This is a genomic window from Winogradskyella sp. HaHa_3_26, from assembly GCF_019278425.1.
GTDB classification, from domain to species: domain Bacteria; phylum Bacteroidota; class Bacteroidia; order Flavobacteriales; family Flavobacteriaceae; genus Winogradskyella; species Winogradskyella undariae.
The window spans coordinates 1,064,605-1,080,570 of the sequence record NZ_CP058981.1 but is presented as its reverse complement, the minus strand read 5'-3'; the positions used below and the strand labels follow the sequence as shown (position 1 = coordinate 1,080,570).

At 31.5% G+C, this 15,966-nt stretch carries 18 protein-coding genes; 9 read left to right on the top strand and 9 right to left on the bottom strand.

Going from position 1 to position 15,966, the window contains the following annotated elements; all coding sequences use genetic code 11:
* The first annotated feature begins 248 nt into the window (after positions 1 to 248).
* Positions 249 to 1,520, top strand: coding sequence for an acetyl-CoA hydrolase/transferase family protein (locus tag H0I32_RS04760; protein ID WP_179312854.1), 1,272 nt, complete (start codon positions 249 to 251; stop codon positions 1,518 to 1,520).
* 6 nt (positions 1,521 to 1,526) lie between these two features.
* Here H0I32_RS04760 and H0I32_RS04755 read toward each other — a convergent pair whose 3' ends face one another.
* A complete protein-coding gene (locus tag H0I32_RS04755; RefSeq protein WP_173587292.1) occupies positions 1,527 to 1,925 on the bottom strand; it encodes a BT0820 family HAD-type phosphatase in 399 nt (132 codons plus the stop codon).
* A 43-nt stretch (positions 1,926 to 1,968) separates the two neighbouring features.
* Positions 1,969 to 3,486, bottom strand: a complete 1,518-nt coding sequence (gene gpmI / locus H0I32_RS04750) for a 2,3-bisphosphoglycerate-independent phosphoglycerate mutase (protein WP_179312855.1) — start codon at positions 3,484 to 3,486, stop codon at positions 1,969 to 1,971.
* Between the two features lie 261 nt (positions 3,487 to 3,747).
* Here gpmI and H0I32_RS04745 point away from each other — a divergent pair, with 261 nt between their 5' ends.
* Positions 3,748 to 4,143, top strand: a complete 396-nt coding sequence (locus tag H0I32_RS04745; RefSeq protein ID WP_173587294.1) for an ankyrin repeat domain-containing protein — start codon at positions 3,748 to 3,750, stop codon at positions 4,141 to 4,143.
* Between the two features lie 145 nt (positions 4,144 to 4,288).
* Positions 4,289 to 4,714 carry a GNAT family N-acetyltransferase gene (locus tag H0I32_RS04740; RefSeq protein WP_179312856.1) on the top strand — a complete coding sequence of 142 codons (426 nt, stop codon included), beginning with the start codon at positions 4,289 to 4,291 and terminating at the stop codon, positions 4,712 to 4,714.
* A 122-nt stretch (positions 4,715 to 4,836) separates the two neighbouring features.
* Here the strand turns inward: H0I32_RS04740 and H0I32_RS04735 are convergent, their stop codons facing one another.
* Complete coding sequence (locus H0I32_RS04735) at positions 4,837 to 5,682, bottom strand: tetratricopeptide repeat protein (protein ID WP_173587296.1); 846 nt, start codon at positions 5,680 to 5,682, stop codon at positions 4,837 to 4,839.
* Between the two features lie 26 nt (positions 5,683 to 5,708).
* Positions 5,709 to 6,416, bottom strand: coding sequence for a dipeptidase PepE (gene pepE / locus H0I32_RS04730; protein ID WP_179312857.1), 708 nt, complete (start codon positions 6,414 to 6,416; stop codon positions 5,709 to 5,711).
* Positions 6,417 to 6,556: 140 nt separating this feature from the next.
* Between pepE and H0I32_RS04725 the strand changes: the two genes are divergently transcribed.
* The 6 genes from H0I32_RS04725 to H0I32_RS04700 all read left to right on the top strand — a co-directional run bounded on the left by H0I32_RS04725 (position 6,557) and on the right by H0I32_RS04700 (position 12,241).
* Complete coding sequence (locus H0I32_RS04725; protein WP_173587298.1) at positions 6,557 to 7,375, top strand: carboxypeptidase-like regulatory domain-containing protein; 819 nt, start codon at positions 6,557 to 6,559, stop codon at positions 7,373 to 7,375.
* On the top strand, positions 7,362 to 8,153 hold the full coding sequence (locus H0I32_RS04720) for a carboxypeptidase-like regulatory domain-containing protein (protein WP_179312858.1): 792 nt from the start codon (positions 7,362 to 7,364) through the stop codon (positions 8,151 to 8,153). Before H0I32_RS04725 ends, H0I32_RS04720 begins: the two co-directional genes overlap by 14 nt.
* Positions 8,140 to 8,934: a hypothetical protein gene (locus H0I32_RS04715; RefSeq protein WP_179312859.1), complete on the top strand. Its 795-nt coding sequence runs from the start codon at positions 8,140 to 8,142 to the stop codon at positions 8,932 to 8,934. Before H0I32_RS04720 ends, H0I32_RS04715 begins: the two co-directional genes overlap by 14 nt.
* 45 nt (positions 8,935 to 8,979) lie before the next feature.
* A complete protein-coding gene (locus H0I32_RS04710; RefSeq protein WP_173587301.1) occupies positions 8,980 to 9,483 on the top strand; it encodes a DUF6702 family protein in 504 nt (167 codons plus the stop codon).
* Positions 9,484 to 9,550: 67 nt separating this feature from the next.
* Positions 9,551 to 11,851 (top strand): M1 family metallopeptidase, encoded by a 2,301-nt coding sequence (locus H0I32_RS04705; protein ID WP_179312860.1) that lies wholly within the window; start codon positions 9,551 to 9,553, stop codon positions 11,849 to 11,851.
* Positions 11,852 to 11,950: 99 nt separating this feature from the next.
* The gene (locus H0I32_RS04700; protein ID WP_173587303.1) at positions 11,951 to 12,241 is read left to right on the top strand and encodes a twin-arginine translocase TatA/TatE family subunit; all 291 of its coding nucleotides are present in this window, start codon (positions 11,951 to 11,953) and stop codon (positions 12,239 to 12,241) included.
* 14 nt (positions 12,242 to 12,255) lie between these two features.
* Here H0I32_RS04700 and H0I32_RS04695 read toward each other — a convergent pair whose 3' ends face one another.
* From H0I32_RS04695 to H0I32_RS04675, 5 genes are all read right to left on the bottom strand, one after another.
* A complete protein-coding gene (locus H0I32_RS04695) occupies positions 12,256 to 12,639 on the bottom strand; it encodes a DUF3037 domain-containing protein (protein ID WP_179312861.1) in 384 nt (127 codons plus the stop codon).
* Complete coding sequence (locus H0I32_RS04690) at positions 12,629 to 13,408, bottom strand: HipA family kinase (protein ID WP_179312862.1); 780 nt, start codon at positions 13,406 to 13,408, stop codon at positions 12,629 to 12,631. The genes H0I32_RS04695 and H0I32_RS04690 overlap by 11 nt, the downstream gene beginning before the upstream one ends.
* Before the next feature lie 8 nt (positions 13,409 to 13,416).
* Positions 13,417 to 14,058: an O-methyltransferase gene (locus tag H0I32_RS04685; protein ID WP_179312863.1), complete on the bottom strand. Its 642-nt coding sequence runs from the start codon at positions 14,056 to 14,058 to the stop codon at positions 13,417 to 13,419.
* Between the two features lie 105 nt (positions 14,059 to 14,163).
* Complete coding sequence (locus tag H0I32_RS04680) at positions 14,164 to 15,249, bottom strand: amidohydrolase family protein (protein WP_173587307.1); 1,086 nt, start codon at positions 15,247 to 15,249, stop codon at positions 14,164 to 14,166.
* Positions 15,242 to 15,778: a 3-hydroxyanthranilate 3,4-dioxygenase gene (locus tag H0I32_RS04675; RefSeq protein WP_173587308.1), complete on the bottom strand. Its 537-nt coding sequence runs from the start codon at positions 15,776 to 15,778 to the stop codon at positions 15,242 to 15,244. The genes H0I32_RS04680 and H0I32_RS04675 overlap by 8 nt, the downstream gene beginning before the upstream one ends.
* Positions 15,779 to 15,966 lie beyond the last annotated feature (188 nt).

Sequence of the window (15,966 nt, the reverse complement as noted above, 5' to 3'; positions counted from 1 at the left end):
TTGAGTTGCAAAGATAGGTATTCCCATTTTCTTGTTAGAGATACAGTACAAGAAATTGACTTTTTTTTAATTAGAATTTTAGAATTAAAAGGAAGTCACTAAAAAAATAATTAAGTGCATCACTTTATTAGATAATGTTAAGTTTGAAAGTATGATAATATCGGGTTTAAAATATTTATAAAATATGATAAATAACAGTTTATTAATGTGTTTTGTATTCTAAATTTGTATTCTAAAATAGATTTATTATGTACAAAACCGTTACTGCCGAAGAAGCCTTAAAAGTTGTAAAGTCTAATGATCGTGTTTATATTCAAGCCGCTGCTGCAGCTCCGCAAACGTTAGTTAAAGCATTGTCAGCAAGACATGAAGAACTTAGAAATGTAGAAGTGTGCCATTTACATACAGAAGGTGTAGCGCCTTATGCAGATCCGGCATTAAGAGATAGTTTTCATGTGAATTCTTTTTTTATAGGAAAAAATGTAAGACATACCTTAAAAGCAGGTAATGGTTCTTATACTCCAGTTTTTTTAAGTGAATTACCACGACTTTTTCAAGAACGTGTTTTAGATCTTGATGTGGTATTGATACATGTTTCTGTACCAGATCGTCACGGTTATTGCTCATTAGGTGTTTCTGTAGAGGCAGTATTGGCAGCAGTAGATAATGCTAAGATTGTGATTGCTCAGGTTAATCCACAAATGCCAAGAACTCATGGAGCAGGTATTATTCATGTTTCGGAAATAGATTATTTTGTTGAGGTAGATGAGCCACTTCCAGAACATCATATGGCAGAGCCAAGTGCTATTGAAAATATTATAGGTAATAATGTTGCGAGTTTAATTGAAGATAGAAGTACTTTGCAAATGGGTATTGGTTCTATTCCAAATGCTGTTTTAACACGCTTAACAAATCATAAAGATTTAGGACTTCATACTGAAATGTTTTCAGATGGAGTAATAGATTTAATTACTAATAATGTTATAACAGGAAATTATAAAAAGATAAATAGAGGGCGCGCGTTGTCTACATTTTTAATCGGTTCTAAGCGTTTATACGATTATGTAGATGATAATCCATTTGTAGAAATGAGGGCGTCTAATTATACAAATAACACTTCATATATTAAGCAAAACCCTAAGATGGTCGCTATTAATTCAGCAATTGAGATTGATTTAACAGGGCAAGTTTGTGCAGATTCTATAGGGTCTAATATGTACTCAGGAGTTGGAGGACAAGTAGATTTTATAAGAGGAGCATCATTGAGTAAAGGCGGTAAAGCAATTATTGCGTTACCATCAGCGACAAAAAGTGGAATAAGTAGAATTGTACCTATATTAAAACAAGGCGCAGGAGTTGTAACATCTAGGGCGCATGTACATTATGTTGTTACGGAATATGGAATTGCTAATTTGTTTGGTAAAACAATTGAGAAAAGAGCTAAAGCATTAGTTGAAATAGCGCATCCAGATCATAGAGAATCTATTGATAGAGCTTACTATGATATGATTAAAAAGTAGTGATACTTAAAGATGCCACCATTTTTTTGGGGGAGTTGTGATTTTGGGTTCTTCGTTGGTGATAAGTTGATAAACTTCTCCCCAACCTAGAATTCCCCCTATATTTCTATCATCAATAAATAAATCAGCATGAATTTTCCGACTTCTGCTGTCGTCAAATATTTCTTCAGGAAAACTAGCGTTAACGGCATAGAACTCTATGCCGTTTTCCTTGCAAAAAACTACCGCTTCCTCTAATTTAACACCACATCTGTAGGTCCAAAGAATTAGTCTATGACCATCTTCTTGAAGACGTTTTAAAGTTTCAAATGCAAATATGCGTGTTTTACCAATCTTAGGATAGGCATCATCTACTATGGTGCCATCAAAATCTACGGCTATTATTAATCTATTCTGAAAATTCATGCTGTTTATTCAATTCAAATGCAAAGTTACAATATAATAAAAATTATATAAGACTATGTCTTGTCATTGCTTTTGGTTGAGGTACATCTAATAATTTTAAAATAGTTGGAGCTACATCACCTAAAACACCATCTTTTATTTCTTTTAAATCTTTATCGATTAAAATAATAGGTACTGGGTTTGTTGTGTGAGCTGTATTTGGAGAACCATCAGGGTTTATCATTGTTTCACAGTTTCCGTGATCAGCAATTAATAGCGTAGTATAACCATTTTCTAAAGCAGTAGTTACAACATCAGTTACACATTTGTCAACATGTTCACAGGCTTGGATAGCAGCTTCCATAACACCAGTATGGCCAACCATATCTCCATTTGCAAAATTAAGACAAACAAAATCTACGTCACCTTTTTCTAACTCCGGTACTAAAGCGTCTCTTAATTCGTAAGCGCTCATTTCTGGCATTAAATCGTAAGTCGCAACTTTTGGAGAGTTTCTTAGGATTCTAGTTTCACCTTCAAAAGGTTTTTCTTGTCCACCAGAAAAGAAAAATGTTACGTGAGGATACTTTTCAGTTTCAGCAATACGTATTTGTTTTTTGTTGTGTTTTTCTAAAATCTCACCTAATGTTTCTTTTAAATTATCTTTATTGAAAACAACGTTGATACCTTTGTATTTATCGTCGTAATTAGTTAAAGTTACATAGTGAAGATTTAACTTATGCATATTAAATTCATGAAAATCACTTTGAGTTAACACTTCTGTTAACTGACGTCCACGATCTGTTCTAAAATTAAAGAATATAACAACATCATCATCTTTAATTGTAGTAAGAGGTTCGTTGTTAGCGTCTGTAGCGATTAGAGGTTTAATAAACTCATCAGTAACGTCATTTTCGTAATTATCTTTAATAGACTGTACGATGTTTTGAGTTTTATCTCCTTCAGCATGTACTAAAGCATCATAAGCTAATTTTACACGTTCCCAACGTTTATCTCTATCCATTGCATAATAACGACCTGTTACAGTTGCTACTTTTGCAGAATTGTTTTCTAAATGTTTTTCTAAGTCAGTAATAAAACCAGCTCCAGATTTAGGATCTACATCTCTACCATCCGTAAAGGCATGTACAAATACATTTTCTAAACCATAATCATTAGTAGCATCTAGTAATCCGTAAAGGTGTTTAATATGAGAGTGTACACCACCATTACTAACTAAACCTAATAAGTGTACATTTTTATTGTTAGTTTTTGCGTATTCAAAAGCTGATTTTAAAACAGCTTCTTCTCGGAGTGTTTTATTTTCAACAGCAAGATTAATTTTTACTAAATCTTGGTATACAATTCTACCTGCACCCAAATTCATGTGTCCAACTTCACTGTTTCCCATTTGTCCTTCAGGTAAACCAACATGTAAACCGTCTGTCCTTAAACTTGCACTTGGATACTTCGTGTATAACGAGTCAATAAATGGAGTTTGTGCATTGTCAATAGCCGAAACTTTAGGATCAGGTGATTTTCCCCAACCGTCTAAAATCATTAAAATAACCTTCTTGTTCATTTGTATAAAATTTGTTCCTCAAAGATAACACTTACAACGCTATTACAAATCTGTAACAAGAAAAAATTTAACATATTAAAGTTATTTTAAGTTTTTGTAACTTGTTGGTAACCTTTTGTTTAAAATTTTATAGAATGTTAACAAATTAATTTTCATAGTGTTAAATAATTGTTGTAAATTAAGCCTTACTGTAACACTTTCAGTATTTTATCGTCTATTTAGTATAGTTAAAAAATAAATTAATTAATAAAAACTTTCATCATGAGAAAATTACTAGTCGTATTGACCTTAGCAATAGGTTTTTCAGTTTCAAATTTAAATGCATTTAATGAAATTAAACCTTTAGATAAAAATGAAGTTATTGATAAAAAAGGAGATATAGCTGCTTTGTGTAAAGCTGTTGCAAAAGGTAATTTAGAAGAAGTAAATAAGCTGATTAAATCAGGGGTAGATGTTAATGAAAAGTCTAACGGTTTAATGCCAATCCATTATGCTGCAAAATATAATCGTGTAGAAATTATTAAAGTATTAATTACAGCAGGTTCAGAGATTCATAAACCATGTGATATGGGTTATACAGCTTTAAATTATGCTAAAAAATCTAACGCTAAAGAAGCAGAATTGTTTCTTATGCGATTCAAAAATAAAAATGTCTAGAAGTAGATAAATATTTAAGTTAGTTAGTTTAAAAAGCACCCACTGGGTGCTTTTTGTATTTTATAAATATTTTAACATCGACAACAAGCTAGTAGTGATAAAGAGGAGTAAAAATGATTTACTTTTATCCCTTTATTTATAACTTATGAATTATCAGTTTAAAATTCTTTCAAACGAAGAATTAGATAAGATTGTCCCTTTAGTTTATGAACTTAATAATGCTAAAATAAGTTTAGATATTCTGAAATCTCGTTTTAACGAAATGAAAGATCAGAATTACGAATGTGCTGTTATTACAATTGATGAAGACGTAATTGGGGTTGCAGGTATGTGGTTCTGTACACGTCACTATATGGGGAAATCTGTAGAGTTAGATCATGTGTATATTCAATCTGAGCATAGAGGAAATGGTTTAGGAAAACAATTTATGGCTTGGGTTAATACCTATGTAAAAGAAAAAGGTTGTAATTCCATTGAATTAAATACTTATGTGCAAAATTACCCTTCACATAAATTTTATTATAATGAAGGGTTTCAAGTTTTAGGTTATCATTTTTTGAAGAAAATCTAAAATATTTATTATGTGGACAAATAATTAAGTAGATAAGTAAAAAAGAATCGAAAATTCAATAGGGCTTATAAAAGTAGGAAATAAGCAGGTAATAAATTATATACGTCTTGAGTTAATCATAGTTAGTATTTTGAATAATAGCGTTTCATTAAAATTTCAACTTTTTTATTTTCGCCTAAATTTTTCGCTTTATCCCAATCTTCCTTTGTTTTATACTTTAGACCTTGTCTCAAAAAAATATAGCCTCTAGTAATATAAGTTCCGCTAAATTTAGGATTTAATTCTTCTGTTTTATTTAAAAAAATTATTGCTTGATTAAATTTTTTTAATCTGAAACACGATAATCCAGCATTGTATTGAACTTTCCAATTATCATTAAATTTCTTAGCTACTCTTCTATAAATTAAATATGCTCTAAACGTATTTTTATTATGCAAATAGCTATATGCTAAATTAGCTTTAATAGCGTCTTTCTGAAAATTTTCTTTTAGGGCTTTTTTAAAATCACATATTGCTTGTTTGTGATTTCCTAATTCCGCATTTGCAAATCCTCGAATTAAGAATGCGATATAAAACCTTTTATTATAATCAATAGCTTTTTTAGAATTTTTAAGCGATTCTTGATAGTTTCTCGTATAAAAATAGTTACAACCTCTAATTAAATAAAAATAAGAAATTTCAAAAACATCTAAATCAGCTATATTAATATTTTCAATAGTTTTATTAGATTGATGATGTTTTTTCTGCATAATCAAAATAAGAGCTTTTAATAATTTTGCTAGTTCAATTTTCGGAAAAAAATCAATGATTTCATTAAATTTTATCAATGCTTCGTCTAAATATCCATAATCCACATTTTCTTCAGCTTCAAGAATAAGCGATTTATAATATTCTGTCAATTCTTCTTTTCTGGAAACTTCTGTAATTGCTTCAAAAGCTAATTTTGTAATGTTTAATTCTTTGAGCATAATTAGTTTCCGCAATTTTGGTTAGCTTATTTTAAAAATTCTAAGTCAGAATTTGTTGCTATTTCATAAGGAGTTTTATTGTATTCGAAAACGCGAGCTTTTAAAGTTCCTTTTAATGTTAATTTTTCATCTTTGACCTCAATCCAACTCCCTTCTCTAATTCCAATAACAGGTTGGCTGTTGTAAGCATGAAACTCTTTAATCCGAGTTTCTCTGGTTTCTCCCATATGTGTGCTTCCTTCAATCGGATCCAAATAATGTGGGTTAATATTAAAAGGCACTAATCCTAAAGTTTTAAAGCTAGGAGGATATACTATTGGCATATCATTAGTGGTATGCATCGTTAAGCCACAAATATTACTTCCAGCACTTGTGCCTAAATATGGAGTGCCATTTTTAACAGCATCTTTAATAGCTAATAATGCATTGTTTTTATAGAGTTGAGAGACTAAAACAAAAGTATTACCACCACCTACAAAAATACCTTTTGCATTTTTTATAGCTTCTTCTGCATTTTCAAATTCGTGAATACCTTTTATTGTTTTATCTATTTTGGCAAAAGCTTTAGCGGCTGTATTTGTGTATTCGTCATGAGATATTCCACCTGGTCTAGCATACGGAATAAATAAAATAGTATCCGTAGCTTTAAAATGAATTTTAAGTTCTTCTAATAAATATTCTAAATAGCCACTACCATGAATAGTAGAAGTGCTTGCGATTATAATTGATTTCAAAATTTATGTTTTTAGGTCTTTAATATTGCAAAGGAAATCAAACTTTTTTAAAGAACAGTTTTATCATTTAACAAATATTTACTATTCAATTACTATGGTAAGTCAAGAATAAAACCGAAATTTATTAAAAGAATTAGATTATGAAAAAAACACTACTCTTATTATTCGGAATTTTTACATTAACCATTTATAGCCAAGATATTGAAAGAATTACTGTAAATGGTAGAATAGTGGTGTCTACCGATGAAAAGGAAGGAGTAGCTGTTTTTAACTCTTCATCTAATAAAGGAACTTATACAGATGCAGATGGAAATTTTGTAATAGAGGTTGCTATTAATGATGTTATTGAAATTGGAGCGCTGCAGTTTCAGGATTTTAAAGTCACCATAACAGATAAAGTTATTTTGTCTAAAAAGCTTACTGTAATCCTTGTTGAAGAGATTAATAAATTAGATGAAGTTGTATTATTACCCTTTGATCTTACTGGGAATTTGTATGCGGATTTAGAAAATGTAAGAACTTACAACGTTAATTTAGATGATGTCTATTTCGGCTTAGACCATATTGAAGATTTTGATTTTTCTGCAGATTATAAGACAGAAGCTGATAATTTGGCGTTTAATGAGTACAATCCGTACGTTGGTAATATGTTAGATTTGGTTAATGTAGCAGGCTTTTTATTAAAACAAGTTGTCGATTTAGATACTAAAAAACCAAAATCTAAAAAAGGAAAATTAGAAGAACTTACTCCTTTTAAACAAGCTTTAGATACCTATAGTGTAAATTATATTCATAATAATTTTGATATTCCTTTAGAGCAAGTTGAAGCATTTACAGACTTTGTAGAAAAAGAAGGTGTAGATGAGGTATTATTTGAAGAGGGTAAAGAAATGCAACTTTTAGAGCGTGTTTCTCAATTGAGTAAAGCATTCTTAAAAGAAAATAATGCAAAAGAGTAAACCTGTTTTAATCATTATTTGTTTAATTACTGGTTTTATTAATGCGCAACGAAGTGACTTAAATGGTCAAATCATAGCTAGTGATGAGGTCGAAGGACTTCATATCCTTAACAAAACAGGTTTAAAATACACGATATCTAATGAGGATGGAAGTTTTGTGATTCCTGCAAAAGTATCCGATACCATTATTGTTTCAGGTGTGAAATATCAAAAACAAGAGATTGTTATTTCTCTTTCAAATATAAATTTAGGTCAATTTAATGTATTGCTTATTGAAAAGGTAAATGAACTAAATGAAGTTGTTGTCGGTAAAATTTTAACCGGTAGTTTACAATCAGATTTAGAAAATTTAAATATTAAACCAGATATTAATTTCTACGATTTAGGAATTCCAGGCTCTACAGATTTACCCGCAACACAGAACGAACAACGTTTGTATGATGCCGACCATGGTAAATTTGTATATTATTATGGCATAGGGTTGTCTATAAATGTTCATAAAATATTGAATAGAATTAATGGAGATACAAAAGAATATAAAGCAAGAGTTTTGATGGAATCTAATGAAGCTTGTATCTCTTTCTTACAATCCGAGTACTCGAGTACTATTTTTGAAGCGATTTCAATTCCTGAAAAACATAAAAACGAATTTTTTCAATATTGTTTAGAAGATATTCAGTTTAGTGTGATTTGTGAAGATGAAAATAAAATAAATAAAGTTCATTTTCTTTTAGAAAAATTAAATATGTTTAAAATTCAATTAGATGAAGGTAATTAAAACAATACTTGTTTTAACATTTGTTTTGTGTCTTAACCTTCAGGCGCAAACCAAAGAAATCAATGGTCAGCTCATAGCTAATGATGAAGTAGAAGGACTTCATATACTTAATAAAACAGCAGTGAAATATACAATTTCAGAAGAGGATGGAAGTTTTATAATTCCTGCAAAGGTTTCAGATACATTGATGATTTCAGGGGTTCAATATCAATTAAAAGAAATTGTCATTACAGATTCAATTATAAATTCAGGCTATTTAAGGGTGCAACTAATAGAAAATGTAAGCGCGCTAAACGAAGTTGTAGTCGGTAAAATCTTTACAGGAAGTTTAGAGTCCGATTTAGAAAACTTAAAGATTAAACCCGAAGTCAATTTTTACGATTTAGGAATTCCTGGTTACACAGGGAAACCACTTACTCAAAATGAACGTAAACTTTTTGATGCTGATGGTGGTTCTTGGGGAGGAGTTGGTTTAGGGTTTAATGTTAATTTTTTTAAGTTATTAAATACTGTTAGCGGAAGAACAAAGAAATTAAAAGCCATAGTAGAACTAGATAATAGGGATGGATGTATTCAGCGTTTAAAACGCGATTATGAATCTTTTCTTTTTGAAAATGATACTTTAACTCCAGCTATACGAGCAGAGTATTTTTTGTATTGTGAAGAGGATGCTCGCTTTTTAGGCTTATGTAAACAAGAAGATGAGTTTGCTTTAATCGAATTTCTACAAGCAAAATTAAAATTATATCTACAAAATAGAATATCGGTTATTAAAGATTAATTTTGGACTGTGTTTTTGCTAAAAAAATGAATTCACACTATAAATATGAAGCTACTACATTTTTTAATTGCCTTTTTAATTTTTCCTGTTTTAATAGGTAACAGTCATAAACACGAATATTATGTCAGTGTTACAGAGGTAGAATACGTAAAGGAACAGCAATCACTTCAAATTATAACTCAAATTTTTATTAACGATTTAGAAACTTTAATACGTAAACGTTATGACGAAAGTATTACACTAGATGTAGAAGATGAATCTAGGTTGGTGGACGACTATATAGAACGCTATCTAACGGATAAATTTAAAGTTAAAGTCAATGGGAGTGGGGTAAGTTTTAATTTTTTAGGCAAAGAATACAAAGATGATATTGTGTACTGTTATTTAGAAATAGAAAATGTATCAAAAGTGAATTCTATAGAAATCACTAATCAAGTATTATTTGATGTTCTGCCAAGTCAACAGAATATTGTTAGATTAAAACTTCTAAACAAAAACAAGAGCTTTCTACTCGTGCCAGAAAATGACACTTGCTTGTTAAACTTTTAGTGAAAAGGCTAAAAGCCATCATAAATTATTATTTTAGGCATCATATTTAATAACACTAACTACAACTATGAAATTATTTAAGTACTTCTTATGTGCTATGCTGTTTACATCATTTAACTCTTTTGCACAAGACGATGTAACTACAGAACGCGAGCAAGGTCACACCAATCAGAACAAATTTAAGCAACTGTATGAAGAGTTTTCGACTCCAAATATGTTTAGAACAGGATCGGGTGCGCCAGGTCCAGGATACTATCAGCAGCAAGCTGATTATAAAATGGACATCGAAATAGATGATGACAAAGCCAAGTTATATGGTGAAGAAACGATTACCTATACAAATAATTCTCCAGACGAATTAAAATACCTTTGGGTACAGTTAGATCAGAATGTGCGTGCTAAAGATTCTAAAACACCTTTAATTAGTAATTCTGTTGTACGTCCTGTAACTACGTCTTCTAATGCTGTTACATCATATTTAAAAGAATCTTTCGATGGAGGGTTTCATATCGATGAGGTAAAAGATGTTAAAGGTAAAGATTTAGCTCATATGATAAATCGTACAATGATGCGTGTAGAATTACCTAAGCCTATGCAATCTGGAGACCAATTTTCTTTTCAGATTAAATGGTGGTACAATATAAATGATCACGTTAAGGATGGCGGACGTTCTGGTTACGAGTATTTTGAGGAAAATGATAATCGTGCCTACGTAATTGCACAGTTCTACCCCCGTATGGCTGTTTATAATGACGTAGAAGGATGGCAAAATTCTCAGTTTTGGGGACGTGATGAATTCGCGTTACCATTTGGTAATTTTGATGTAAATATAACTGTACCTGCAGATCATATTTTAGACGGAACAGGTGTCTTAACTAATAGAGAAGAGGTCTTTACAAAAGACATGATGAAACGTTATAATAAAGCGAAGAAATCATACGACGAACCTGTAATGATCGTTACACAAGATGAAGCTGAAAAAGCAGAAAAGTCTAAAAGTAAAAAGAAAAAAACTTGGAAATTATCAGCTAAAATGGTTCGTGATTTTGGTTTTTCAACTTCTCGTAAATTTTTATGGGATATGATGGCTGTAAAATTAGGAGATAAAGATGTAATGGCTGTGTCGTTATATCCTAAAGAAGGAAACCCTTTATGGGAGCAATGGTCAACTAAAGCAGTTGCGAGTACATTAAAGTCGTATTCTAGAATGACTTTCGATTATCCTTATCATAAAGCAATTTCTGTTCATGCTAAACAGCAAGGTATGGAATACCCAATGATTTGTTGGAATTATGGTCGTCCAGATAAAAAAGGAAACTATTCTGATAGAACAAAATACGGAATGATTAGTGTTATTATTCATGAAGTTGGCCACAACTGGTTTCCAATGATTATAAATAGCGATGAGCGTCAATGGACATGGATGGATGAAGGTTTAAATACTTTTACGCAATATGTTGCAGAACAGGATTTTGGAGAATGGCATCCTGGCGCTTTGTCTCCAAATGATAAAGCATATCCTTCAAGAAGAGGGCCTGCTAAAAATATTGTGAGATATATGGGCGGTAATCAAGATTACATTGCACCTATTATGACTAAAGGTTTAAATACTTACCAATTTGGTAATAATGCTTATAGTAAACCAGCAACAGCATTAAATATTTTAAGAGAGACTATCATGGGGCGTGATTTATTTGATTACTCTTTTAGTGAGTATGCTAATAGATGGAAGTTTAAACATCCAACACCAGAAGATTTTTTCCGTACTATGGAAGATGCATCTGCAGTTGATTTAGATTGGTTTTGGAGAGGTTGGTTTTATAGTACAGACTACACCGATATAGGAATTAAAGAAGTGAAAAAGTTTGCTGTAACATCTACGCCTAACGAAAGTGGAAATAGAATCGCAAAACGTAATAATATAGATCCTAAAGATTTAGTTTATTTTATAGAAGAAGGATCTGAAGGTTATGATGAGAGTATTAAAAATGGAGTTGCTATAGATAATTTACCTACGGTAAAAGAATATATTATGGATAACTTTACACCTGCAGAGCAAAAAGAAATGAAAGAAACTCCTAAGTTTTTCTATGAAGTGACTTTTAACAAGCCAGGAGGATTGGTAATGCCGCTTATTGTAGAGTACACTTATGCCGATGGGACAAAGAAAAGAGAAACATACCCTGCTCAAATTTGGAGACTTAATGATAAAGAAGTTAGCAAAGCTATAGCTAGTAATAAAGAAATCGTTGGGGTTATGGTGGATCCGGATTTAGAAACAGCTGATGTAGATACATCTAACAACGCTTGGCCAAAAGAAGTTAAAGAAAGTGATTTCGATAAGTTTAAGGAAAAAGTAAGAAACTAATAATTATAACATAACTTTAAGCCGACTTCTTTTGAAGTCGGCTTTTTTATTTCTTTATTTGAAGTCGTATTATTCACAAACTCACTTTATATTTGCAACGTGATACAGCAACTAACATTTTTATTCATAGGAGGCACAGAAATAGTATTTGTACTATTTATTGTAGTCTTAGTTTTTGGTGCCGATAAACTTCCAGAAATCGCACGTGGCTTAGGTAAAGGTATGCGTCAAATTAAAGATGCTACCAACGATATTAAGAATGAAGTCACAAAAAGTGCAAGAGAAAATAATATTATAGACACAGATGTGACTAAAAACATCAATGACGAAATTAAGAAAGTAAAGGATGATTTAGAAGACTTTACCGGATCGTTAAAACGTGATAAATAATCATTCGATTATATTTATAATACATAATTTTCAAAAATAGAATTCAATTCTTTTTCTGGATCTTCTGTTAAACCAGAATGTGTTTTAGAACTTTGTATAATGGTACTTCGTGAAGCGGCTAACCATCTAAACCGATCTGAAATTTCAAATTGACCAATTTTTCCAGCAGAAACTTCTCCTTTAGAAATTAATTCCCAAGATTTTAAGTAGTTGTTAATCGCATCTAAGTCTAATTCACAAGAAAAAGCCTTTAATTTATTTTCATTGACGTTAAATTTAACACCGAGATATTTTTTTCGTTTTGAGAATAAAATAACTCCAATATTAAAAAATTCTTCGCGTTCCACTCTTGGTACGAGTCTAATTATAGCGTATTCAAAAGTCACTTTATTTGGCATCTTTAGCTTCTTTAACTAATGAATCAATTTTTGAAAGTCTAGAATTTAGATATTCTATATAAGCATTTCGCATTTCATCTGGTGATAACATATCAGACTCGTTTACTAACCAATCTTCAGGTATTTTAGAAACAATATCTTCAATAGTATCTTTATTTAAAGCTGAAATAATAATCTTAGAGGCCTCATCTAAAAGCGAAGCACGTTCTAATAAAACATGATCTTTAATAAGGGGAAACGTTCTTGTAAGGTGATTTTTCCAAGTACTCCAATTATGATGAAAATAGAAACTAGCACCATTATCTATAACCCATAATTCTTTATTCCAATTTAGTAAATTGGTGTTTTTTACAGTGCGATCTATGTTGCTAATAATACTGTCTAAAAGCACTATTTTAGAAGAGATCATAGCATCTGCAACAGAAACTAAAGGGTCAAAAGTAATAGAGCTACTTAAGTAATGTAAGCCTAGATTAAGACCGACACTGAATTTTAATAAATCTTGAATCTCTTCATCTGGTTCTGTTTTACTGAAGGAATCGTCTAAATTCATAAAGACTAATTCAGGAACCTTTAATCCAATAGCTCGGGCTAATTCACCTCCAATAAACTCAGAGATTAATGCTTTTTTTCCTTGCCCTGCACCTCTAAATTTTAAAACATAGAGAAAACCATCACTAGCCTCAACAATGGCAGGCAGTGAGCCGCCTTCTCGCAAAGGTGTGATGTATTTTACCACATCTACAGTTCTTATTTCAATTTTACTCATAGTTGTGGTTATAATTTTCGACTAATCGTTAAGCCATCTCTAATAGGTAATACAACCGTTTCAATGCGCTCATCATTTTTTAAAAGCGTATTGTAATCTAAAATAGACTGTGTAGAAATGTCTTTTGCACCAACAGGTTCTACTACTTTTCCGTGCCACAACACATTATCAGAAAGTATAATGCCCCCTGGGTTTAATTTGTCTATAATTAAGTGGAAATAATTACTATAATTAGGTTTGTCGGCATCAATAAATATTAAATCGAATGTTTTATCTAACGTCGGAATGATATCGATGGCGCTTCCTGTATGTTGCGTAATTTGAGAACTGTAATTAGATTTGTCAAAATATTTACGCTGAAAATCTACCAATTCTTCATTAACATCTATAGTGTGTAATTCGCCATCTGCTTGTAAGCCTTCCGCTAAACACAAAGTGGCATAACCCGTAAATGTGCCTAGTTCTAAGATAGATTTAGGTCGCATTAATTTAGAAATCATACTCAACACCCGACCTTGATAAGGACCGCTAAGCATAATAGGCTGTAATATTTTTTGGTACGTTTCTCTTGTTAGTTGTTGCAATAAATCGGGCTCTTGTTCAGAGTGTTTTACAACATAATTGTCTAAGGCTTCGGGTAAGAAATACATTGGAATATTTTTTATTTAAAAGAGATGCAGTTAGTCTATAGGTTTTTGAGTTTGCTTCAGGATTAGAAATCCTAAACGCAAAACTAATAAACCAATTAGAAATCGTTACGACATAATACGAGAAACTAATTTTTGTTTTGCAGCCTCATCATCTCCACAAAGCCATTGAATAACATTGTCTTCCCAAATAGCATCACCTTCAGTCTCCGTTATAATTTTTCTGTCTATGGCTAAATCAATAATTTTACCAGGGTAAGAAGATTGTTGTTCGCTTTCCATTTCACCCAAAGGATAAGGATCATCTAAGCCCATAATGACCTGTTTAGAACCTTGATTTCTTATTAATAATTCTAATCCGCCAGTATCATGTACTAGTGTATCAAAGAATATGTTTTTATGACCAACCGCTTTTCTAGGATGACTTTTGCCTTCAAATAAATCGGGGCGTCCATCAAATCCTTGAATACGTCTCCCTAAGTTAATCTGAGCTAATTGTCCGCCATGAGCAAAACAAGTACGCATATTTGGGTATTTATCTTGATAGCCATTTAAAGTTAAAAAATGATAAGCGTCTCCACATTGCGCTAACATCCAAATTAAATGAAAACGCCAAGACGTGTTTTCAAGTTTTATAAATTTCTCACCATCGTAAGGGTGAATTTCAATAGCCAAATTATACTTGTTGGCCATTTCAAAAATGGGTTCATTCTCTTCGTCAAAAATACAACGCCAAGTTCCAATAGAATCCATGTAATGTGTAGGTAAACACAAAAGTTGCATGCCTAATACTTCTACACAACGCTCAATTTCCCAACAAGCACTTCTTACAAAACCCGGATGAACGACAAAGCCACAAGTAAATTTACTAGGGTGATTATGTTGTATTTTGGCATTGAAATCATTCTGAAACCTCAAAGCTTGTTTCATTTCTTCAACCCTTAAACCATTTCCGTAAAGTTGCGATAAATTTAAGACAACAGCATGGTCTAGTTTATTGCGTTCCATCCATTCTAACTTTTCATCCAAGAAAAAACTAGAATCAGTAATCGGACGGTTCCAATCTTTTTGAAGCATAAACTTTCGGTCTTTATCCACCCAAAAAATTTCTTTATCTTTCATAAACTGAGGGATTTCTTCAGGATAGGGAAGTAGGTGTGAATGGCCGTTTATTCTAAGTTTGCGTTTACTCATCAATTTGTACTTTTTTAGGTGGCTCCATTATTTCTCCACAATTAGGACAGCTGCGTTTTTCCTTGTCATTGTAATAATGATCAAAAATTTTAGGCATATCCGTCTCTATATTTTTTACGGTAAAGTCCTCTTCATATAATTTTGTGGTGCAATTTTCACAGAACCATAATAACGCATCTTTTACACCTTCTTCTCTAGGATATTCAATAACTAAACCGACCGTGTTAGCACCACGCTGAGGTGAATGCGGCACTTTAGGTGGTAAAAGGAAAATTTCACCCTCTTTAATATGAATATCTTTAGGCACACCTTCATCAATTATTTTTAGGATAATATCGCCCTCAATTTGATGAAAAAATTCTGGTGTCTCATTATAATGATAATCCTTTCTGCTGTTAGGACCTCCAACAACCATAACAATATAGTCACCATCTTTCCAAACCACTTTATTTCCCACAGGTGGTTTTAATAAATGACGATTTTCGTCAATCCAGTTTTTAAAATTGATTGGTGGATATATTTTACTCATTATTTTATGTTTTTGGGCGTTACCCTGAAAAAGGGTTAGGCTTTACACTCTATCTTTTTTTGCCATATATGGCAGCAAAAAAAGGATGCCGTTGCAATCCTTAACGCAGATTCATCAATGCAATAAAATTAGTAATAAAAAATCGAAATTCTACTACACAAACTTGTTAGGTTTTTAAAACCTGATAG